This is a genomic window from Arthrobacter sp. Soil_C_60 (assembly GCF_057656375.1).
In genome coordinates this window covers 560,537-581,427 of the sequence record NZ_JBDGKM010000001.1, presented here as the reverse complement: position 1 = coordinate 581,427, position 20,891 = coordinate 560,537, and the positions used below count along the sequence as shown (strand labels likewise).

Genomic DNA, 20,891 nt, shown 5'->3' with positions numbered 1-20,891 from the left:
GCTGGTCATGGTCGTCACTTAGGCCGCGAGCACGGTGGAAATATTGTCCAGGTTGCTGCCCATCCACGACAGATAGTCCTGGCCTTCGGGCAGCGTTTCAGTGAAAACAACGACGGCGACGCCGGCCTCTTCCGCCACGGCGCGCAGCTGCTGCGTCTGGGGGCCTTCTGTCTGCTCGTTGTAGGCCACGAAACGGACGTCTCCCCCGCTGATCAAGTCCTGCGTCTCCTTTACGGCAACCGGCGCGGCATCGCTGCCTTCCTCGACCGCCTGCAGGAAGTCGGCCGGAGTCTCGTTGTGCAGACCCAGCGCTTCGAGCAAATAATGCGGCACTGGATCCGTCGCCGCCACTTCAGCGTTGCCAGCACGCTCGGCCAGCGCATCGCGTTCCTGCACCAAGGCGTCGATGTCCTCGTTGAAGGCGGCGCTGTTGGCCTCGAACGTCGCGGCGTTGGCTGGGTCGAGCTTGCTGAGCTTGTCGGCGACGACAGTGGCCATCTTGCCCATGGTCTCGAAGTCATACCAGACGTGTTCATTCAGGCCTTCAATATGCCCGTGGCCTGCGTGCTCATCGTCGGCTTCCGGCTGAGCGGATTCCCCGGCCTTCCCGCCCAAACCTGAGACGTCCACGGCGGTGACAACATACTCGTGGTCCTTACCGGTTTCATCGACCAAACCGTGCAGGAACGGGTCGTAGCCGCCACCGTTTTCGATGACGACATCCGCCTCTGACACGGCCAGCTTGTCCCTGGCGGTTGCCTCATAGGAATGGGGATCCTGCGAGAGCTTGTTGATAATAGAGGTCACCTCCACGGCCTCACCGCCGATGGTGGCCGCGAGGTCGCCGTAGACGTCGGTCGAGGCGACGACCTGGACTTTTCCGGCTTCCCCGCCGTCCGTCCCGCCGGCTCCGGAATCACCTTGGCCACAGGCCGAAAGCACTAGTGCGAGTCCGGCGACGCCGGAAATAGCAGTCAGACCACGAAACAGCCTCATGGACACCTCGATCTACTCATAATGAGAATCAATACAACAGGGAACCCGTCCAGTGTAACGTAACGCGAACCGTTCGCATTACAGGCGCTGCCTACTGCCGGCGGCCTGCTGCGGCCCGGAGCTGTCACGCTCCGGGCCCCGGGCCGGGGGTCAAGCGCCCAGCCGGCGCACACCCTGATTCTGGGTAGTGTCCCGGATCTCCCCTACCAGTTCCTCGAGCACGTCCTCCAAAAAAAGCACCCCGTGGGTCCGGCCCCCCGGGCCAATCACGCGGGCCAGATGGGAACCGGTGCGCTGCATGACAGCCAGCGCGTCCTCGATTTCCTCGTCGAGCGACAGGTTGGCCAGCGTACGCACCTTGGTCACCGGGATGGCCATCGAATACCGCTCCTCGGGGATCGTCATGATGTCCTTCAGATGCAGATACCCCGTCAGGTTAGCGTCGCCGTCGGCCACCGCGAAGCGGGAGAAACCCGTCCGGCCCACTACCCGCTCGAACTCCGCCGGCGTGGTGTCCACGCCGATGGTCACCAGGTCATCCAGCGGAACCATGATGCTTTCCGCCGTCTGGCCGGAGAACTCCAGCGAGCTGGAGATCAGCCCCGCTTCATCCTCCACCAGGCCGTGCCGGGTGGACTCCTGCACGATGGACTGGACTTCCTCCAGGGTGAAGGTGGAGGTCACCTCGTCCTTCGGTTCAATGCGGATCGCACGCAGAATGTGGTTCGCCGACCAGTTCAGGACAACGATCACCGGCTTGACGATCCTGCTGACAAATACCAGCGGCGGAGCCAGCAGCAGGGCCGCTTTATCCGCGGTGGACACCGAGATGTTCTTCGGCACCATCTCGCCGAAGGTCACGTGCAGGAACGTCACCAGCAGGAGGGCAATCACGAACGAAATTCCGTAGGAAACGTCGTGCGGTATCCCGATCCACCGCTCCAGCGGAATCAGCAGCAGTTCCTTGATGGCGGGCTCGGCGACGTTGAGGATGAGCAAGGAACATACGGTGATGCCCAGTTGTGCACAGGCCAGCATCAGGGAGACGTTTTCCATGGCCCACAGCGTGGTTTTGGCCCGCTTCGATCCCGCTTCGGCCAACGGTTCGATCTGGCTTCGCCGGGCCGACATGACGGCAAATTCGGCACCGACGAAGAAGGCATTGCCGAGCAGCAACACAACAAGCCAGAGGATGCCCATACCGGCGCTCATCGGACGCCCCCTTCGGCAGCCGCGGTCCCGGGCGTCGTCGTACTGCCGCCCTCACCGGCCACCGGATCCGGAATGAATCGGACCCGGTCCACCCGGCGCCCGTCCATGCGCTCCACTTCCAGCACGCCGCCGGGTACGTCGATGCGGTCGCCGGCAGCAGCTATGCGGCCCAGCTCGCTCATGATGAATCCGCCGACGGTCTCGTAGCCTGCTTCGTCCGGAACAGTAAGGAGCGGGATCTGTTCGGAGACCTCGTCCGGGCGCATCAGCCCCGGAAAGTACCAGTTGCCGGCAGCGCTCTGCAGCACACCGGGCTTGACCCGGTCGTGCTCATCGGAGACCTCGCCGACGATTTCTTCCACCAGGTCCTCAAGCGTCACGACTCCCGCCGTGCCACCATATTCATCGAGAACGACGGCGAACTGCAGGTTTGATGCGCGCAACTCCGACAGCAGCGAATCCAGGTGCACAGTCTCTGGCACCCGCAGCACATCGGTCATGATCGTTGCGGCGGCCAGCTCGGACCGTTTCCAGCGCGGCACACCGATGGCCTTTTTGATGTGGACTACCCCACGGACATCGTCCGGCGAGTCGCCCAGGAGCGGGAACCTGGAAAAGCCGGTCCTTCGAGCGGCCGCCACGATGTCTTCGACGGTGTCGTCGGCATCGATGAACTCGACCCGGATACGCGGGGTCATGACGTCGGCGGCCGATCGGCCGGAAAACCTTAAGGTCCGGGACAGGAAGTTTGCCGTACCCGCATCCAGCGTGCCCATTTCGGCGGACCGGCGTACCAAGGAGGCCAGCTCAGACGGCGTCCGGGCGCCGGAGAGTTCTTCCTTGGCTTCCAGGCCGAACAGATGAAGCACCTTGTTGGAAAAGCCATTAAGGACAATGATCGCCGGTTTGAATACTGCGGTGAACAGCAGCTGTGGCCGTGCAACCGCTTTGCCGACTGCCATGGGCAGGGCGATGGAGGCATTTTTAGGCACCAACTCGCCGATCAGCATCGAGAGCAGAGTTGCCACCGTCATGGCGGTGACAACTCCGGCCGTCTGGATGATGGCCTCAGGCAGAGCCAGCATCGCCAGCGGCGCACGAAGCAGACTGCTGATGGCGGGCTCCATCAGGAAACCGGTCAGCAAGGTGGTCAACGTAATGCCCAGCTGGCAGCTGGAGAGTTGGGTGGAAAGGGACTTCAGGCACTTCATCACAGCGACGGCGCCCTTATCGCCCTTGTCGATGGCCCGCTGCACGGTGGCCTGGTCCAGCGCCACGAGGGCGAACTCAACCGCCACAAAGAAGCCGGTTCCGAAGATCAATAGCATGCCTGCGGCAATCTGGATCCACTCCATCAGAGGACCACCACCGCACCCGGTGAAGTTAGGAGCGCAGACTGCGCCGGCGGGGGCTCGTCGTCAGAGCCCGGACTAGAAGGCTCCTGTCCGGCCGCCGGGGCGTCAGGAAGTGAATGATGGGCACGGGTACGGGGTCTGCCGGTGCTGTGTGAGCCATCCGATTGCGTTGCCACTGCTGCAATCGTGCCCACGGACCGGCGCCTAGAATAGCTGTCCATTATTCGTTAAGCGTAGCAGGCGCTACCAGCTTTGCGGCAGCGGCCGGCCTTCCTCATACCCGGCCGCGGACTGCACCCCGACGATGGCCCGTTCGCGGAATTCGGCCAGGTTGGTTGCTCCCGCATAGGTCATGGAACTGCGCAGTCCCGACGTGATCTCGTCCAGCAGGTCTTCGACGCCGGGGCGGGCAGGCTCAAGATACATCTTGGAGGAGGAAATGCCTTCCTCAAACAGGCCCTTGCGCGCTCGCTCGAACGCCCCTTCGCGTTGTGTCCGGTACTGCACGGCACGGGCCGAGGCCATGCCGAAACTCTCCTTGTATTGCCGGCCGTTGCTGTCCGTCATCAGATCCCCCGGGCTCTCATAGGTCCCGGCGAACCAGGAACCGATCATGACCTGGCTGGCACCTGCGGCCAAAGCCAGAGCCACGTCGCGGGGGTAACGCACTCCGCCGTCCGCCCAGACATGGGCGCCAAGTTCGCGGGCGGCCGCCGCGCATTCGTACACGGCGGAAAACTGCGGCCGGCCGACGGCGGTCATCATCCGCGTGGTGCACATTGCGCCGGGTCCAACGCCGACCTTGACGATGTCCGCACCTGCTGCGACCAGATCGCGTACGCCTTCGGCACTGACCACGTTCCCGGCCACCACCGGGACGGCAGGATCCAGTCCCCGTACAGCCCGCAGCGCGTCGAACATCTTCTGCTGGTGACCATGGGCTGTGTCGACAACAAGAACGTCGACGCCGGCCTCGAGCAAGGCGGCGGCTTTGGCCTGGACGTCTCCGTTGATCCCCACGGCAGCTGCGACCCTGAGGCGCCCCTTACCGTCCACGGCAGGGCGGTAGATCGTTGAGCGCAGCGCACCGGTGCGGGTCAGCGCCCCGAGGAGGTAGCCCTCGTCGTCGACGACCGGCGCGAAGCCGACCCCAGCGCCGTCGAAAAGCTCAAAGGCCTTCCGGAGCGCAGGCTGCAGCTCACCGGAAAACATGGATGCCTGCAACGTCAGCGGGTGCTCGCGCATGACCGATTCCAGCGAGGCGAACCTGTCCACGCCTTCGCATTCGTCGGCCCGGACCACACCGAGGCAACGCCCTTCGCCGTCGACAATCGCAACGGCTCCATGGGCGCGCTTGTTCATCAGGTGCAGCGCGTCGATGACGGTGTTGGAGGGCTGCAGTTTCAACGGAGTTTCGTAGACCGCATGGCGTGCTTTGACCCAGCCGGTGACTTCGCCCAGCACGTCGAGGGGAACATCCTGGGGCAGGACCGCCAGACCACCGCGGCGGGAAATCGTCTCCACCATCCGGCGACCGGTCACCGCGGTCATGTTGGCCACAACCAGCGGGATGGTTGCCCCCGTTCCGTCCCCCGAGGCCAAGTCAACGTCCAGCCGTGAGACCACTTCCGACCTGGACGGAACCAGGAAAACGTCCGAGTAAGTGAGGTCCGTCTGCGGCTGATTGATGAACTGCATGTTCTGCTCCTGAAATTGACGTGCAGGCAACGACAGCACGAGTCTACGACGGGCCGAGCGAAATCACCGTCGCACCGCTTTTGACGGGTCTCTTGGTGCTTCGTCACATTGGTTTCAAAACAATCGTAGGAGATTGGCCTGCACAGCGGATGTGTCATTAGACTGGCTAGAGGTCCAGACCCGGTGCGTCCAAACGCACCTCACGCGCCCGTGACGACTGCAGCAGGTTGTTGCCATGGGCCGCAGCGTGTGGTCTGCAGGGCAAGCGGCAACACATGGAAGAGGCGTATAACAAGTGCCAGAGCATCCCAATCTTCGTCTACCCGAGGAATTCGGCGGTAACGAATGGCTCGTCGACGAAATTTACGAGCAGTACCTCCAGGACAAGAATTCGGTGGACAAGAAATGGTGGAGCATTTTCGAATCGGCCGGCGCCGGCTCAGCTCAAACCGCTAATGGCAATGCGCCGCGCGCTGCAAGGGAGGAAACCGACCCCCAGACGCGCCAACTGCCGGTAGTCAAGGAGCCCAAGGGCACCCCGCCGGCTTCCGCCGAAACCACCGCGAACAGCCGCAGTGCGGAAAAGCGGATCCCCGCGGATGCCGAGCCTGCACCCAATACTTCCAAGGACAAGGCAGTGCCCGCCGCCGCTGCCGATGCGGCTAAGCCCGAGCCGAAGACGGCTCCCATCCCGGCCCAGCTGCCGAAGTCTTCGCCAAACTCGCAGACCGAGGAAGACATAATCTCGGTCCTGCGCGGCCCCGCCAAGGCCATCGCCACCAACATGGACCAGAGCCTGAGTGTCCCGACGGCTACGACGGTGCGCGCTGTCCCCGCGAAGCTGCTGATCGACAACCGCGTGGTCATCAATTCCAATTTGGCACGCGCCCGCGGCGGCAAGGTCTCCTTTACCCACCTCATCGGCTACGCCGTGGTCAAGGCACTGGGCCAGTTCCCCAGCCAGAACGTGCACTATGACGAGGTCGACGGCAAGCCCGTTGCGGTCCAGCCGGCCCACGTCAACTTCGGCATCGCCATCGACATGCCCAAGCCGGACGGTTCCCGCCTTCTTGTTGTTCCGAATATCAAGAAGGCCGAAACCATGAACTTTGCGGAGTTCTGGCACAACTACGAGAACCTCATCAAGCGCGCCCGCGCCGGTAAGCTGACCGCTGACGATTACGCGGGCACCACCTCGTCGCTGACCAACCCGGGCGGCATCGGTACCGTTCACTCGGTGCCGCGGCTGTCCAAGGGCCAGGCGACCATCGTCGGCGTCGGCGCTCTCGAATATCCCGCCGAATTCCGCGGGGCAAGCGAGAAGACCATCGCCGCGCAGGGCGTTGGCAAGATCATCACGCTGACCTCCACGTATGACCACCGCGTCATCCAGGGCGCCGGCTCAGGCGAGTTCCTGCGCCTCGTAGAGTCGCTGCTGCTCGGCGAGCAGGACTTTTACGACGAGATCTTCGAAGCCCTGCGAATCCCGTACGAGCCGGTTCGCTGGCGTCCGGACAACCAGGTTGACGTAGAACTGCAGGTCAACAAGATTGCCCGCATCCAGCAGCTCATTCACGCTTACCGCGTCCGCGGCCACCTCATGGCGGACACCAACCCGCTGGAGTACGTCCAGCGCAAGCACCCTGACCTGGACATCCTCACTTACGGCCTGACCATGTGGGATCTGGACCGCGAATGGGTCACGGGCGGCTTCGGCGGCAAGTCCCGGCTGAAACTGCGCGACATCCTCGGTGTGCTCCGCGATGCTTACTGCCGCACCACCGGCATCGAGTACATGCACATCCAGGATCCGGAAGAACGTAAATGGTTCCAGGACGAGTTGGAGCGCCCGTACGCGAAGCCCAGCCGCGAGGAGCAGCTGCGCGTCCTGGGCAAGCTCAATGCAGCCGAGGCATTCGAAACGTTCCTGCAGACCAAGTTCGTGGGCCAGAAACGCTTTTCGCTGGAAGGCGGCGAATCCCTGATTCCGCTGCTGGACGCAGTGATCTCCGATGCAGCCGACGACGGCCTGGACGAAGTGGCCATCGGCATGGCCCACCGCGGCCGCTTGAACGTGCTGACCAACATTGCCGGCAAGACCTACGCCCAGGTGTTCCGCGAGTTCGAGGGGACGCAGGACCCACGCAGCGTTCAGGGCTCGGGCGACGTGAAGTACCACCTCGGCACCGAGGGCACCTTCACCTCGGACAACGGTAACGAGACCAAGGTCTACCTCGCCGCAAACCCCTCCCACCTTGAAGCCGTTGACCCGGTCGTCGAAGGCATCGTGCGTGCCAAGCAGGACCGTCTCGATCAAGGCGACGGTGCGTTCGGCGTGCTCCCCATCATCATCCACGGCGATGCGGCCTTCGCAGGCCAGGGCGTGGTTGCGGAGACACTCAACCTGTCCCAGCTGCGCGGCTACCGCACGGGCGGTACGGTGCATGTCATCGTCAATAACCAGGTCGGCTTCACCACCTCGCCGCACGCGTCGCGCTCCTCGGTGTACTCCACCGACGTGGCAAAGATGATCCAGGCACCGGTCTTCCACGTGAACGGGGATGATCCCGAGGCCGTTGTCCGGGTGGCACAGCTTGCGTACGAATACCGCCAGCGTTTCCACAAGGACGTTGTCATCGACATGGTCTGCTACCGCCGGCGCGGGCACAACGAGGGCGACGATCCCTCGATGACCCAGCCGATGATGTACAACCTGATCGAAGCCAAGCGCTCCACCCGCAAGCTGTACACCGAGGCCCTCGTTGGCCGCGGCGACATCACGCAGGACGAGGCGGACCAGGCACTACGCGACTATCAGGAACGTCTGGAACGGGTCTTCGCCGAAACGCATGCCGCCCAGACCTCCCCGATTCCTGTTGTCACCAAGGACGCGGCCGCAGTCTCGGACATCGAACGCCCGCTGTCCCAGCAGGCCGAAGACGAGGTCCGCATCCCAACCAGCACCGCTGTCACAACCGAGGTGCTCGCCCAGATCGGCAAGGCACACGTCAGCATCCCCGAAGACTTCACCGTGCACCCCAAGCTCAAGGCGCTGCTGGAGAAGCGCGAGCAGATGTCGCGTGAAGGCGGCATCGACTGGGGCTTCGGCGAAATTGCCGCCTTCGGCAGTCTGCTGATGGAAGGCGTTCCGGTCCGTCTGGCTGGCCAGGACTCGCGCCGCGGTACGTTCGTCCAGCGCCATGCCGTCTTCCATGACCGGTCGTCCGGCAAGGAATGGGCACCGCTGACGCAACTGTCCGAAGACCAGGCGAAGTTCTGGATCTATGACTCGCTGCTCTCCGAATATGCGGCCATGGGCTTTGAATACGGTTACTCGGTTGAGCGACCGGATGCGCTGGTCATCTGGGAGGCGCAGTTCGGCGACTTCGTCAACGGCGCACAGACCGTAATCGACGAGTTCATTTCTTCGGCCGAGCAGAAGTGGGGACAGCGTTCCTCACTGGTCCTCATGCTGCCGCACGGTTATGAAGGCCAGGGGCCGGACCACTCTTCCGCTCGCATCGAACGATTCCTGCAGATGTGCGCTGAAGACAACATGATCGTGGCCAACCCGACCACCCCGGCGTCGCACTTCCATCTGCTGCGCCGCCAGGCTTACAGCCGTCCGCGCAAGCCGCTGATCATCTTCACACCCAAGCAGCTGCTGCGCCTCAAGGCTGCCGCCGCCAAGGTCGAGGACTTCACGGAGGGCCGCTTCCAGCCGGTCATCCCGGAGGTCCAGGAACTGAACCCAGGGGAAGTCGACCGGGTGGTCCTGGTATCGGGCCGCCTGTACTACGACCTGCTGGCTGCGCGTCAGAAGAACGGCGACACCAAGACGGCTCTGGTGCGGGTCGAGCAGCTGTACCCGCTGCCGGCACAGGAAATCGAGGCCGAACTGGCCAAGTATCCGAACGCCGAAGTGGTCTGGGCCCAGGACGAGCCCGCCAACCAGGGACCGTGGCCGGTTATTGGAATGATGCTCCCGCAAAGGGTGGACACGAACCTTCGCCTGGTTTCGCGTCCTGCCTCCGCCGCCACCTCAACAGGTTCCGCCAAACGGCACGCTGTCGAGCAGGACGTCCTTGTGAAAAAGGTGTTTGAGCGTAAGTAAGTAAGATGATGGGTGGGGTGCACAGACACCCCACCCACTTCTTTTTAACCAGAGGCCTGCCCTAACCAACAGAAAGCATCTTGTGGAGCAACGCAAAATCAGGATCGCCGCTGTCGGCGACGAACTCCTTGCCGGTACCGGTGATCAGCGCGCCCTCGGTTGGCTCGGACGGACTCTGGCCCGTACCAATCCCGCGCCGGCCAGCCTCGAATCTTTCACTCTGGCATCGCCTAACGAGGGCACGGAGGAGCTTGCCGGACGCTGGCTGCAGGAGGCAGGACGCCGGTTTGATGACGGCTACGAAAACCGGCTCGTTATCGGGCTGTCCGACCGCGACCTGGATCTGGAGCTGACAACCGCCCGGAGCCGGCTGAATCTGGCCAACATTCTTGATGGTGCTGCCCAATTGAGCGTCAAGGCTTTCGTCGTCGGACCGCCGCCCGGCCTCGATGCAGAACGCAACCAACGCCTTGCCGAACTGTCCGCTGCGTTCGGAGATGTCACCACCCGGCGCAAGCACGTCTACGTTGATACCTTCACTCCCCTGCTCAACCACGAACAGTGGCGCACGGATCTTGCCGCCAACGGCGGCGCTCCCGGGCAGGCCGGCTACGGTTTGATTGCCTGGCTGGTTCTCCACCGCGGCTGGTACAGCTGGCTGGAACTGCCCGAGCCCTCCTAACTCCACTCCCCCTGTCGAGTCCGCCGGTCAACACGGTTCAGCGGCCGTCACCGGTTAGGCGTGCATGGGCGGATGTGGGAGACTAGTACGCAGTTCTTTTTCATCCAGGTAAGGAGGCAGCTATGAGCAAACGAGCACGCAAGCGTCGTGACCGTAAGCGCGGCGGCGCAAACCACGGTAAGCGTCCCAACACCTAAGCAACCGGTTCTTCCGGTTTGGCTTACGGGTCACCCGCCAGCTGAATAAAGCAGGAACCCCCGCCGACCATCAGGTCTGCGGGGGTTCCTGCTTTATCTATTCCGGCAGGCAGTTCTAGGCGTCGGCCTGTACAGGGTCGCCGGCTTCGAGGTGCCCGATCCGGTCCAGAATCCGTTCCTTCAGTGTCTGCGGTGCAGCCTCTTGGCACGACCTCTTGACCACGCTTCGGATCAGGCACTCCAGGCTGTGCTCCTGGGCGCATTCTTCGCAGCCGTCCAGATGCTGTTTGATCTCGTTGAGGTCCTCGCGGGACAACGCGCCGTCAACGTATTCATAGATCCGCTTCATGCGGTCGTCTTCGCAGTCGCCCAAGCCGTGGCAGTCGCTCATTTGCCGTTCTCCTGTTTTGTCCCCACAGTGGTTTTGTCCGTCTTTTTGCCCATTCCGCGTTCGTGCGCGTAGTCGGCCAGCAGATCGCGCAATAGCTTGCGTCCGCGGTGGAGGCGGGACATAACCGTTCCGATCGGGGTGTTCATGATTTCCGATATTTCTTTGTAGGCAAAACCCTCTACATCTGAAAAGTAGACAGCCAGCCTGAACTCCTCCGGGATAGCCTGGAGGGCTTCCTTGACGTCCGAATCCGGCAGGTGGTCCAGGGCCTCCGCTTCGGCGGAACGAAGTCCCGTCGAAGTGTGCGAAGCGGCTTGGAACATCTGCCAGTCCTCAACCTGGTCCGCGTTGGACTGGAGCGGTTCGCGCTGCCGTTTGCGGTACAGATTGATATAGGTGTTGGTCAGGATCCGGTAGAGCCACGCCTTGAGGTTGGTCCCCGGCTTGTACTGATGGAAGGCCGAAAACGCCTTCGTGTACGCCTCCTGGACCAGGTCTTCGGCATCGCTGGGGTTGCGGGCCATACGCATGGCAGCTGAGTAGAGCTGGTCCACATACTGCATGGCGTCGCGCTCGAAGCGGGCACTGCGTTCTTCTGGTGTCTCGGTGTCAGCGGCCGCTGCCGGCGCGGATTCCTCCGCAGCCTCCAGCGGGGCAGCCTCATCGGATTTGTCTGTTGTCATCGGCATCAAGTCTACGCTGGAGGTGTTCCGGGCAGGGTCCAAACGCAGCTGCAGTCCCGCAGCAGGCTGGAGAGTTGCTGATGGCACTGATTGTCCTTTCGACACGGTGGCGCCGGCGCTATGTTCGAGAACCCGCACCTATTGCTCCTCTTCACAACGATGCAGGCACCGTCCTTATTCCGCCTTCGGTCATCGTGGATACCCCAACGTTGCGTATGCAGGATGTACAGTGCACGCAAAAGTGCCAGACTAGAGAACAGCGTCACCAGCAGCCCTAGAAACAGCTTCCGCACTGCGGACAGCGCCAGCCAGGAGGTACTTATGACCATCGTTCGCTTTGTTGCCCGCCCCATGCTTGCCGCAACGTTTGTGGCTTCGGGAGTCGATCGCTTGCGAAACGTGCAGGACACCGCGGACCAGCTTCAGCCGGCCCTGCGGCAGGTCCAGACCATGGTTCCCTCCGCAGCACCGGTAACAGGCAACGAGAAGCTGGTTGCCCAGGTCATTGGTGCCACACAGGTTGGGGCCGGCGTTTTGCTGGGGATCGGCAAATTCCCACGCATTGCGGCACTGCTTCTGGCAGGAACGGCAGCGGCGAACGCACTGGTGGAATTCAACGCCGCGGACGCTACGTCGCCTGAATCCCGCCGGACCCGGCGCAACCAGTTGCTCAAGAACGTATCCCTCATCGGCGGCGTTCTGTTGGCCGCAGTCGATACCAACGGCCGCCCCGGACTGGTCTGGCGTGCCGAACATCTCGCCTCTGATGCGCGCAGAAATGTGCAATCCTTCGGCAAGGATGCCCGCAAGAACGCTAGCACCCTGAGCAAGGACGCCCGCAAGCAGTTGCAGAAGGCTGAGCGGACCGTGCGGGCGGCTGCCTCCGATGTGGTGGGTTCCTAGTTTTCATGACTGAGCAAGCAAGCGCCGGCAGCAACAGCACTCACTGGTCCGCACCTTTCGCCCCGGGGCCGGTCGATGCCACCGTATACGTACCGGCCTCGAAATCCCTGACCAACCGCTACCTCGTGCTCGCGGCTTTGGCGGACGGCCCGTCGCGCCTGCGGGCTCCGCTGCACTCGCGTGATTCGGTTCTCATGATCGATGCGCTGCGTGCGCTCGGGGCCCGCGTCGAGGAAACGCCGGGCGAGGGCCGGTTCGGTCCCGACCTGCTGGTCACGCCTATTGAACAGGACAGGGAGCTGGGCGAGACGCAAGTGGATTGCGGGCTGGCCGGTACGGTGATGCGCTTCGTGCCGCCTCTGGCAGCATTGTGCACTGGAACTGTGACCTTCGACGGCGATCCCCAGGCGAGGAAGCGGCCGATGGGCAGCACGATCGACGCGCTACGCGGCCTCGGCGTCCGGCTGGAGGACGGCGGAAACCGCTCGCTGCCGTTCACGCTGGCCGCTTCCGGCGGCGTCGACGGCGGGCATCTGGTCATCGACGCCGGAGCCTCCTCCCAGTTCGTCTCGGCGCTGCTGCTGGTCGGCGCCAGATTCGGCAACGGGCTCCACCTCGAACATTCCGGCCAGAGCGTCCCTAGCCTGGACCACGTTGCCATGACCGTGGCGGTACTGCGCAGCGTCGGGGTGGAGGTAGACGATTCCCGGCAGAACCACTGGGTGGTCCGGCCCGGACTGATCAAGGCTTTCGACGTCACCGTCGAACAGGACCTTTCCAATGCCGGCCCCTTCCTCGCGGCGGCCCTGGCCACGAAGGGAACGGTTCGGATCCCGGGCTGGCCGGCGGAAACCACGCAGGTGGGTGACAAATGGCGCAGCATCCTGGCGCAACTCGGCGCCACCGTCAGCTACGAGAACGGCACCCTCACCGTGACCGGCGGAGCAGAGATCACCGGGGCGCAGCTCGCCGACACCAGCGAACTTGCCCCCACCACGGCGGCGCTCTGCGCCCTGGCCGGCAGCGAATCCAGGCTCACCGGAATTGCCCATCTGCGCGGACATGAAACCGACCGGCTGGCGGCTCTGGTCGCGGAAATCAATGCCTTGGGCGGCGACGCCGAAGAAACCGAGGACGGGCTGATCATCCGTCCGAGGCCGCTGCACGGCGGGGTTTTCCATTCATATGAGGACCACCGGATGGCTACTGCCGGAGCCATTATCGGGCTGGCGGTCGAGGGCGTGGAAGTCGAAGACATCGGCACCACGGCCAAGACCATGCCCGAGTTCCCGCGGCTATGGCAGGACCTGTTCGAGACTTCCGCCCGCCAGTCCGAGGCGGGAGCGGTCTAAGGTGGTGCGCGGCAACCGTACGTGGGATGAATCCGATGTCCGCATCCGTCCCAACAAGCGCGGCTCGCGTCCGCGTACCAAGGAACGGCCGGCCCACGAAGACGCGGTCATCGGGCGGATCATCACCGTGGACCGCGGCCGCTACACCGCGGTGGTCGATGAAGACACTGCCCAGGAACGCGTGGTTGTCGCCGCCCGTGCCCGGGAGCTTCGCCGCAGCCCGGTGGTAGCCGGCGACTTCGTAGCGCTCGTCGGCGACATTACGGGCGAGCCGGACTCTTTGGCCCGGCTGGTCCGGATCGAGGAACGACGGACGCTGTTGCGGCGCAGCGCCGACGATACCGACCCGGTGGAGCGGGTAGTCGTGGCCAATGCGGACCAACTGGTCATCGTGGTGGCCGCCGCCAACCCGGAGCCGCGCACCGGTTTTATCGACCGTGCCTTGGTAGCAGCGTACGACGCCGGGATCAGCCCGCTGCTGTGCGTCACCAAAGCGGACGTCAAGGATCCTGAAGAACTGCTCTCCAACTACCGGCACCTCGATCTGCCCGTCATCGTCAGCCGGACCGCTGGCACGGAGGGCTTTGGAATTGATGCACGGTCCGCCGACGGGCTTTCGGCCCGTCTCGACCGTGACGCCGTGGCCGAGCTGAAAGGCTATCTGGACGGGATGGTCAGCGTCATGCTCGGCCATTCCGGTGTCGGCAAGTCCACCATGGTCAATGCGCTCACGGGTGCGGAACGCGCCACGGGCGGCGTCAACGCCGTGACCGGGCGGGGACGGCATACTTCCTCCTCGGCGCTGGCCCTGAAGCTGACCGATGCCCCGGCCGGCAGTTGGATCATCGACACGCCCGGCATCCGTTCTTTTGGACTCGCCCATGTGGACCCGGACCGGATCATTTCCGCCTTTCCCGACCTGGAGCCCGGCACGGCCGATTGCGAGCGCGGCTGCAAGCACGACGACCACGCCGTCAACTGCGGCGTGGACGCGTGGGTGGCTTCCGGGCAGGCCGGCGAATCAGGCCCGGCGCGGCTGGCGTCGCTGCGTCGTTTGCTGGGAACCGAAGAACGCGCCCAAGCTAAGGAACTGGGGTTCCAGTAGCACCGCCGTCGTCGGTCGGGGACTTCACATCCCGCATCCGGCCACCGAATAAGGATAAGTTGAAGCCTATGACCCGTGACGTTCAAAGCTATAACGATGATCTGCGCCTGGCCCATGTGATGGCCGATTCCGTGGATTCGCAGACCATGGCCCGCTTCAAGGCGCTGGACCTGAAAATCGAGACCAAGCCGGATCTCACCCCTGTCACGGATGCTGACCGCGCCGCCGAAGAGGCCATCCGCGGCCAACTCTCCCGGGCCCGGCCGCGCGACGCGGTGCTTGGCGAGGAGTACGGCAGCAGCGGCCACGGCTCCCGCCGCTGGATCATCGACCCCATCGACGGCACAAAGAACTTCGTCCGCGGGGTGCCGGTCTGGGCTACCTTGATCGCGCTGGTGGACGAAGACCGGCCCGTGGTCGGCCTGGTCAGTGCCCCCGCTTTGGGCAAGCGCTGGTGGGCCGCGACCGGAACCGGTGCCTACATGGGACGTTCGCTGTCCGCGGCCACCCGGCTCCGGGTCTCCGATGTCAACCGGCTCGAGGACGCGTCCCTCTCCTATTCCAGCCTCACCGGCTGGCAGGAACGGGGCAACTTCCCGGAGTTCCTCGGCCTCACCGAATCCGTCTGGCGCACCCGTGCCTACGGGGACTTCTGGTCGTACTGCATGGTGGCCGAGGGCGCCGTCGACATTGCCTGCGAACCGGAACTCAACCTCTATGACATGGCGGCACTGGTGCCGATCGTGACGGAGGCCGGCGGACGGTTCAGTTCGCTCGAGGGCGAGGACGGCCCCTTTGGCGGCAACGCGCTGGCCACGAACGGCACGCTGCACGACGAGGTGCTCTACCGGCTCAATCCCCAGTTGCGCGGCCAGCGTCCGGCCGCACACCCGGAGGATGCGCCCTTGCCGGAAACCGCTCCGGAGGCCTCTGTGGAGGCGGACGGCCTGCGCTGACGCTGCCTTTGTGACGAATTACGACGGCGGCCGTCCCCACTCCGGGGATGGTCGCCTTTTCGTTCCCGTAACAAAGGTGCGGCCGCTCCCGCCGGACAATAATCTCGATGGCAGGTCACGAGTGCCAGCGCTAAACCCCGGTTTGCTGGCCGGCAACCCTCCTAACGCGGCGGGGTGCCCCGGGTGACGACCTGGCCGTGCCTGACTGGTTCGGCAAGCGCGGATCCGCTCTGCCATGCGCACGGATCCCTCACCAGATGAGGTCATATGAGCACCACTGTTATCGATTCCGCCCTTTCCCCCGAGCTGCTGGCAGCGGAACAACCGTTCCAGGAAGTTACCGGCGCAGAACTCGCCGCTCCCCTGCTGGACGGCGGCACCATCCGCTACGCCAACTTGGACTACGCCGCGTCGGCACCCGCGCTGGCTTCCGTCACCGCCTATCTGGAGCAGTTGCTCCCCTACTACGCCAGCGTCCACCGCGGTGCCGGGTACGCATCCCAGGTCTCCACCTCCGTCTATGAGCATTCACGCGACGTTCTGCGTTCTTTTGTGGGCGGGCGGACCGATGACCTGGTCATCTTCACCCGCAACACCACCGATTCCCTGAACCTGCTCGCCGGCTGCGTCCCTGCCGGCGGCGAAGTACTGTACCTGGACATCGAACACCACGCCAACCTGCTGCCCTGGCAGGCGGTACCGCACCGCAGCGTGGTGGCCCGGCCGAGTGTTGCAGGCACGCTCGAGGCCATCGAGGCCGAACTGGCAGGTGGCCAGGTGGCACTCGTGGCCATCACCGGAGCGTCGAATGTTACCGGCGAGATCTTCCCGATCGCCGAAACCGCGCGGCTTGCCCACCGGTATGGGGCAAGGGTAGTGGTGGATGCTGCGCAGCTCGCCCCGCACCGGCGCCTCGACATTGCCCGGGACAACATTGACTATGTGGTCCTCTCCGGACACAAGCTCTATGCCCCGTTCGGTGCGGGAGCGATCATCGGCCGGGCCGACTGGCTCGATTCCGGCACACCGCATCTGGCTGGCGGCGGCGCGGTGAAACAGGTCCGGCTGGACGGCGTGGTCTGGACAACCGGGCCGGCCCGGCACGAAGCCGGCTCTCCCAATGTGCTCGGTGCTGCCACCCTGGCCCGGGCCGCGGAGCACATTGCGCAGCTGGATGAGGAAGCGTGGCAGCAGCATGAGTCCGTGCTGCGTGGGTATCTCATCGAGCGGCTGGAGGCGGTGGACTCGGTCACCGTGCACCGGATTTTCAGCGGCGAGGCCAGCCCGCTGGATGCCATCGGCGTCGTAAATTTTTCGGTGGCCGGATACGACGCTGGCCTCGTGGCCGCGTATCTTTCGGCAGAGCACGGCGTCGGCGTGCGGGACGGGAAGTTCTGCGCCCATCCCTTGCTCAACCGCCTCGGGCTGCCGTCCGGTTCGCTGCGTGCCAGCTTCGGGCTGGGTTCCCGCTTGGAAGACGCGGCCCGGCTAGCGGACGGAGTGGCAGCGCTGGTCCGTGACGGCCTGCGCCACGACTACGTCGTGGAGAGCGGTCGCTGGGTGCCGGCGGTGGAAACACGGGCCTTCCCCGAGTGGGCACCGGTGACGCCGGGAACCGCCGGTGCGGCGCCGTGCTCCTAGGGCTAGGAACGTATCCCTGCGCGCCGGATGGGGCATGATCTAATTGACCCGTCGTTGCGAAGCCGCCGGTGCAACGGCACGGGCGGCTGGCGGCGTCAATGACAGGTCAATGAGAGGCCCCTGACCGAGAGCAGAGGGTGCACGAGGAGTGTGGCAGTGGTTCGCGGCGGACCCCGGATGGACGACGAACGGCGCCGGGAGTTCGGCAGCAGCTTCCAGCAGGGTGGCGCGCATTATGACCGGGTCCGTCCCGGCTACCCGGATGACGCCGTCGATTGGCTGGTGCCGCCGTCGGCACGGGACGCCGCGGATGTAGGCGCCGGTACCGGAAAATATACGGCCGCGTTGCTCGCCCGGGGCCTGCGGGTGACCGCCGTGGATCCCTCGGCCGACATGCTGGAACAATTGGCAACCAACTATCCCGCGGCCCGGATCCTGCTGGGGACGGCCGAACATACCGGCATCGCCGATTGCGCCGTCGATCTGGTGACCGTGGCGCAGGCCTGGCATTGGGTGGATCAGGCAGCGGCCAGCGCGGAGGCTGCCCGGATCCTGAGGCCCGGGGGAACGCTGGGCTTGATCTGGAACCAGCTCGATGTCTCCATTCCGTGGGTCCACCGGCTCTCCCGGATCATGCATGCCGGTGACGTTTACAGGCCGGACTTCCGCCCCTTCATCGGGCCTGAGTTCATCGGGCCTGAGGGCCATGAAACCCACTGGGCCGATCCGCTGACGCCCGCCGACTTGCTGGAACTGGTCAAGTCGCGCAGTTACTACCTGCGGGCGAGCGAACAGACGCGCGCAAAAGTCCTGGCCAATCTGGACTGGTACCTGCATGAACATCTGGGCCACGACAGGGAAGAGAATATCCAGCTCCCCTACCTGACCCTGACGTGGCGCGCTGTGAAGGCCGACCGCTAGGTTCGAGGGCTTCGGCGTCAACATTCCGTGCCGCTCCGAGCGGTAACGAGCAGAAATTTTAGCCACACCCTATTATTCCGGCGCCCCTTTACGATAAATTTAGGCATGCCGAAAAAACTGTGGTCCGTGCTGGCCGTCTTGACGATGGGTATGCTGACGGCCTGCGGTCCCGTGGGCAACGGTTCGGCGGCCGTACCGGAGCCGTCCGACGAGCGCCCCATGGTGTTGACCACCTTCACAGTGCTTGCAGACCTGGTGCGCCAAGTGGCCGGCGAGCATGTGCGGGTGGAATCAATCACCAAAGTGGGCGCGGAGATCCACGGCTACCAGCCCACTCCTTCGGATCTGGTCGGCGCCCAGGAAGCGGACCTGATTCTCGATAACGGACTGGGCCTGGAGCGTTGGTTCGCCCGGTTTGTGACGGCGGTACGGGCCCCGCACGCAGTCCTGTCGGAGGGGATTGACCCGGTGGATATTCGCTCCGGAAACTACGAGGGCAAGCCCAATCCGCATGCCTGGATGTCGCCGGAGGCCGCCAAGCTCTATGTCGACAACACTGTCGTCGCCCTAAGCGAACTGGATCCGGCGCATGCCGCGGACTTCCGTGCCAATGGCGAGCAGTACAAGGACCAACTGGACGGTGTCATGCAGGAACTGAAGGACGCCTTCCAGGACAGCGACGCCGTTGCTGCCCTGGTTACCTGCGAGGGCGCTTTCTCCTATCTGGCCAGGGACGCCGGCCTGAAGGAAGCTTTCCTGTGGCCGGTGAACTCCGATGCCGAAGGCACCCCGCGGCAGATCAAAGACACCATCGCCTTTGTGCAGCAGAACCAGGTTCCGGCCGTGTTCTGCGAATCCACAGTAAATCCCGGCGCGATGGAACAGGTTGCCGCTGCGACCGGCGCCGAGCTCGTCACCCCGCTCTACGTCGATTCGCTGTCCGGTCCCGAAGGCCCGGTGCCGAGCCACCTGGACCTTATCCGGCATGACATCGCACTAATCAAAGAAGGACTCGCCTCATGAGTGTGCATGAACTTCCCACCGGCGCCGACGCCATTACCGTGAGGTCGCTGCATGTGGCGTACAACGAGGTCATAGCCCTGGATGGCGTCACGTTGACTGTCCGGCCGCAGACCATTTGCGGGCTGATCGGCGTCAACGGCTCCGGCAAGTCCACACTGTTCAAGTCCCTCATGGGCCTCGTCCAGCCGACCAACGGCGACGTGCGGCTGTTCGGCGTCGAACCCAAGGACGCGCGGAAGCTCAACGTCGTCTCCTACGTGCCGCAGTCCGAGGATGTGGACTGGACGTTTCCCGTGTCCGTCCGCGACGTCGTCATGATGGGCCGCTATGGCCGGTTGGGACGTGCACGCCGTCCGCATCGCGCCGACCGGGAAGCTGTGGCGGCAGCACTGGAACGTGTTGGCCTGTCGGAGCTCCAGCACCGGCAGATCGGCGAGCTCTCGGGCGGTCAGCGGAAGCGGGCCTTCGTGGCGCGGGGAATCGCGCAGGATGCAGGCCTGCTGTTGCTCGATGAGCCGTTCGCCGGCGTCGACAAGGGCTCCGAAGGGGCCCTGATCTCCCTGTTCAAGGAGCTGCGGAACGAAGGCCGGACCGTACTGGTCTCGACCCATGACCTGGCCGGCATCCCCCAGCTCTGCGACGAAGCCGTCCTGCTCCACCAGCGGGTGCTCGCCCATGGCAAACCCGAGGCGGTCCTGACCAACGAGAACCTCGCCCGGGCTTTCGGTACAGCCCTGGCCACCGCCCCGGAAGGAGCGCATCATGGACGTCATTAATTGGGTGCTGGAGCCGCTGCAGTACGGCTTCTTGACCCGCGCGCTGCTGGTGACACTGGCGGCGGCTGTGGTCTCGGCTGTACTGTCCTGCTGGCTGATCCTGATGGGCTGGTCCCTCATGGGCGACGCCGTATCCCACGCAGTGCTGCCCGGCGTCGCGCTGGCGTACATTGTCGGCCTGCCGTTCTCGCTGGGCGCCTTCATCTTCGGCGCGGGTGCCGTAGCGTTGATCGGCGCCGTCCGGTCCACCACGAAACTCAAAGCGGATACGGCCATCGGCGTCGTTTTTACCGGGTTATTCGCACTGGGTCTGGCTATCATCTCCAAGACTCCGAGCCAGACGGATCTGCAGCACATCCTGTTCGGCAATGTCCTCGGCGTGAACACCGCCGAACTGCTCCAGGTGCTCGTTTTGGGCGCGATCACCCTGGCCGTGCTGCTCTACAAGCGGCGTGACCTGACGCTGCTCGCGTTCGACCGGATCCATGCCCACGCCATCGGGCTGAACACGCGCTGGCTTTCCGCCCTGATGCTGGGCCTGCTGGCACTGACCGTTGTGGTGGGCCTGCAAGCGGTGGGCATTATCCTGATGGTGGCCATGCTGATCACGCCCGGCGCCACGGCATTCCTGTTGACCCGCCGCTTCGATACGATGCTGCTGATCGCAGCGTCGATAACCGCATCGGCCGCAGTCGCCGGCATCTACGCCAGCTACTATCTGGACATTTCCACCGGAGCCTCCGTGGTCCTGGCCCAGTCCGTGGTCTTCGTCGCCGTCTACCTGTTCTCCCGGCGGAACGGGGTAGTCTGGCAATTGCAGCGGCGGCGCAGCGCCAGGCGCCGGGTCTCCGAACAACCGAGCATCCCCACGTCCGTCTAGAGAACA

General features: G+C 64.2%; 18 protein-coding genes and 1 riboswitch. Of the genes, 12 read left to right on the top strand and 6 right to left on the bottom strand.

Annotated elements, in window-relative coordinates:
* Positions 1–18: 18 nt before the first annotated feature.
* From AC3A4M_RS02805 to guaB1, 4 genes are all read right to left on the bottom strand, one after another.
* Positions 19–996, bottom strand: a complete 978-nt coding sequence (locus AC3A4M_RS02805; protein ID WP_498731366.1) for a metal ABC transporter solute-binding protein, Zn/Mn family — start codon at positions 994–996, stop codon at positions 19–21.
* A gap of 150 nt (positions 997–1,146) precedes the next feature.
* Positions 1,147–2,208, bottom strand: coding sequence for a hemolysin family protein (locus AC3A4M_RS02800; protein ID WP_498733834.1), 1,062 nt, complete (start codon positions 2,206–2,208; stop codon positions 1,147–1,149).
* On the bottom strand, positions 2,205–3,563 hold the full coding sequence (locus AC3A4M_RS02795; RefSeq protein WP_498733832.1) for a hemolysin family protein: 1,359 nt from the start codon (positions 3,561–3,563) through the stop codon (positions 2,205–2,207). Before AC3A4M_RS02795 ends, AC3A4M_RS02800 begins: the two co-directional genes overlap by 4 nt.
* Before the next feature lie 243 nt (positions 3,564–3,806).
* Positions 3,807–5,261 (bottom strand): GMP reductase, encoded by a 1,455-nt coding sequence (gene guaB1 / locus AC3A4M_RS02790; RefSeq protein ID WP_498733830.1) that lies wholly within the window; start codon positions 5,259–5,261, stop codon positions 3,807–3,809.
* 295 nt (positions 5,262–5,556) lie between these two features.
* Here guaB1 and AC3A4M_RS02785 point away from each other — a divergent pair, with 295 nt between their 5' ends.
* The 3 genes from AC3A4M_RS02785 (at position 5,557) to AC3A4M_RS02775 (ending at position 10,254) form a co-directional block, all read left to right on the top strand.
* Positions 5,557–9,375 carry a multifunctional oxoglutarate decarboxylase/oxoglutarate dehydrogenase thiamine pyrophosphate-binding subunit/dihydrolipoyllysine-residue succinyltransferase subunit gene (locus AC3A4M_RS02785; RefSeq protein ID WP_498733828.1) on the top strand — a complete coding sequence of 1,273 codons (3,819 nt, stop codon included), beginning with the start codon at positions 5,557–5,559 and terminating at the stop codon, positions 9,373–9,375.
* Positions 9,376–9,457: 82 nt separating this feature from the next.
* Complete coding sequence (locus AC3A4M_RS02780) at positions 9,458–10,057, top strand: GDSL-type esterase/lipase family protein (RefSeq protein ID WP_139004852.1); 600 nt, start codon at positions 9,458–9,460, stop codon at positions 10,055–10,057.
* Between the two features lie 122 nt (positions 10,058–10,179).
* Positions 10,180–10,254 (top strand): 50S ribosomal protein bL37, encoded by a 75-nt coding sequence (locus AC3A4M_RS02775; protein ID WP_369299106.1) that lies wholly within the window; start codon positions 10,180–10,182, stop codon positions 10,252–10,254.
* 115 nt (positions 10,255–10,369) lie between these two features.
* On the opposite strand, the gene rsrA is transcribed toward AC3A4M_RS02775, so the two are convergent.
* Positions 10,370–10,645, bottom strand: a complete 276-nt coding sequence (gene rsrA, locus AC3A4M_RS02770) for a mycothiol system anti-sigma-R factor (protein ID WP_498731361.1) — start codon at positions 10,643–10,645, stop codon at positions 10,370–10,372.
* A complete protein-coding gene (locus AC3A4M_RS02765; RefSeq protein ID WP_498733825.1) occupies positions 10,642–11,328 on the bottom strand; it encodes a sigma-70 family RNA polymerase sigma factor in 687 nt (228 codons plus the stop codon). Before AC3A4M_RS02765 ends, rsrA begins: the two co-directional genes overlap by 4 nt.
* Before the next feature lie 321 nt (positions 11,329–11,649).
* Here AC3A4M_RS02765 and AC3A4M_RS02760 point away from each other — a divergent pair, with 321 nt between their 5' ends.
* From AC3A4M_RS02760 to AC3A4M_RS02720, 9 genes are all read left to right on the top strand, one after another.
* Entirely contained in the window at positions 11,650–12,231 is a 582-nt protein-coding gene (locus AC3A4M_RS02760; protein WP_498731360.1) for a DoxX family protein, read from the top strand.
* A 5-nt stretch (positions 12,232–12,236) separates the two neighbouring features.
* Complete coding sequence (aroA, locus tag AC3A4M_RS02755; RefSeq protein ID WP_498733822.1) at positions 12,237–13,583, top strand: 3-phosphoshikimate 1-carboxyvinyltransferase; 1,347 nt, start codon at positions 12,237–12,239, stop codon at positions 13,581–13,583.
* 1 nt (position 13,584) lies between these two features.
* A complete protein-coding gene (gene rsgA, locus AC3A4M_RS02750; RefSeq protein WP_498731358.1) occupies positions 13,585–14,688 on the top strand; it encodes a ribosome small subunit-dependent GTPase A in 1,104 nt (367 codons plus the stop codon).
* Positions 14,689–14,756: 68 nt separating this feature from the next.
* The gene (hisN, locus tag AC3A4M_RS02745; RefSeq protein WP_498733820.1) at positions 14,757–15,644 is read left to right on the top strand and encodes a histidinol-phosphatase; all 888 of its coding nucleotides are present in this window, start codon (positions 14,757–14,759) and stop codon (positions 15,642–15,644) included.
* A gap of 113 nt (positions 15,645–15,757) precedes the next feature.
* A riboswitch (SAM riboswitch) is annotated at positions 15,758–15,870 on the top strand.
* A gap of 41 nt (positions 15,871–15,911) precedes the next feature.
* Complete coding sequence (locus tag AC3A4M_RS02740) at positions 15,912–17,285, top strand: aminotransferase class V-fold PLP-dependent enzyme (RefSeq protein WP_498733817.1); 1,374 nt, start codon at positions 15,912–15,914, stop codon at positions 17,283–17,285.
* Positions 17,286–17,441: 156 nt separating this feature from the next.
* On the top strand, positions 17,442–18,206 hold the full coding sequence (locus tag AC3A4M_RS02735; protein WP_498733814.1) for a class I SAM-dependent methyltransferase: 765 nt from the start codon (positions 17,442–17,444) through the stop codon (positions 18,204–18,206).
* A gap of 105 nt (positions 18,207–18,311) precedes the next feature.
* Positions 18,312–19,229 carry a metal ABC transporter substrate-binding protein gene (locus AC3A4M_RS02730; protein WP_498733812.1) on the top strand — a complete coding sequence of 306 codons (918 nt, stop codon included), beginning with the start codon at positions 18,312–18,314 and terminating at the stop codon, positions 19,227–19,229.
* A complete protein-coding gene (locus tag AC3A4M_RS02725) occupies positions 19,226–20,005 on the top strand; it encodes a metal ABC transporter ATP-binding protein (protein WP_498733810.1) in 780 nt (259 codons plus the stop codon). Before AC3A4M_RS02730 ends, AC3A4M_RS02725 begins: the two co-directional genes overlap by 4 nt.
* A complete protein-coding gene (locus AC3A4M_RS02720) occupies positions 19,992–20,885 on the top strand; it encodes a metal ABC transporter permease (protein WP_498731352.1) in 894 nt (297 codons plus the stop codon). The genes AC3A4M_RS02725 and AC3A4M_RS02720 overlap by 14 nt, the downstream gene beginning before the upstream one ends.
* The last annotated feature ends 6 nt before the right edge of the window (positions 20,886–20,891 follow it).

What these genes read in the sequence shown, in the direction of transcription:
- AC3A4M_RS02725 (WP_498733810.1), top strand. Translation starts at nt 19,226, where the DNA reads ATGAGTGTGCATGAACTTCCCACCGGCGCCGACGCCATTACCGTGAGG.
- AC3A4M_RS02720 (WP_498731352.1), top strand. Translation starts at nt 19,992, where the DNA reads ATGGACGTCATTAATTGGGTGCTGGAGCCGCTGCAGTACGGCTTCTTG.
- AC3A4M_RS02740 (WP_498733817.1), top strand. Translation starts at nt 15,912, where the DNA reads ATGAGCACCACTGTTATCGATTCCGCCCTTTCCCCCGAGCTGCTGGCA.
- AC3A4M_RS02800 (WP_498733834.1), bottom strand. Translation starts at nt 2,208, where the DNA reads ATGAGCGCCGGTATGGGCATCCTCTGGCTTGTTGTGTTGCTGCTCGGC.
- AC3A4M_RS02805 (WP_498731366.1), bottom strand. Translation starts at nt 996, where the DNA reads ATGAGGCTGTTTCGTGGTCTGACTGCTATTTCCGGCGTCGCCGGACTC.
- rsrA (WP_498731361.1), bottom strand. Translation starts at nt 10,645, where the DNA reads ATGAGCGACTGCCACGGCTTGGGCGACTGCGAAGACGACCGCATGAAG.
- AC3A4M_RS02730 (WP_498733812.1), top strand. Translation starts at nt 18,312, where the DNA reads ATGCCGAAAAAACTGTGGTCCGTGCTGGCCGTCTTGACGATGGGTATG.
- aroA (WP_498733822.1), top strand. Translation starts at nt 12,237, where the DNA reads ATGACTGAGCAAGCAAGCGCCGGCAGCAACAGCACTCACTGGTCCGCA.
- guaB1 (WP_498733830.1), bottom strand. Translation starts at nt 5,261, where the DNA reads ATGCAGTTCATCAATCAGCCGCAGACGGACCTCACTTACTCGGACGTT.
- hisN (WP_498733820.1), top strand. Translation starts at nt 14,757, where the DNA reads ATGACCCGTGACGTTCAAAGCTATAACGATGATCTGCGCCTGGCCCAT.
- AC3A4M_RS02765 (WP_498733825.1), bottom strand. Translation starts at nt 11,328, where the DNA reads ATGACAACAGACAAATCCGATGAGGCTGCCCCGCTGGAGGCTGCGGAG.
- AC3A4M_RS02795 (WP_498733832.1), bottom strand. Translation starts at nt 3,563, where the DNA reads ATGGAGTGGATCCAGATTGCCGCAGGCATGCTATTGATCTTCGGAACC.
- AC3A4M_RS02760 (WP_498731360.1), top strand. Translation starts at nt 11,650, where the DNA reads ATGACCATCGTTCGCTTTGTTGCCCGCCCCATGCTTGCCGCAACGTTT.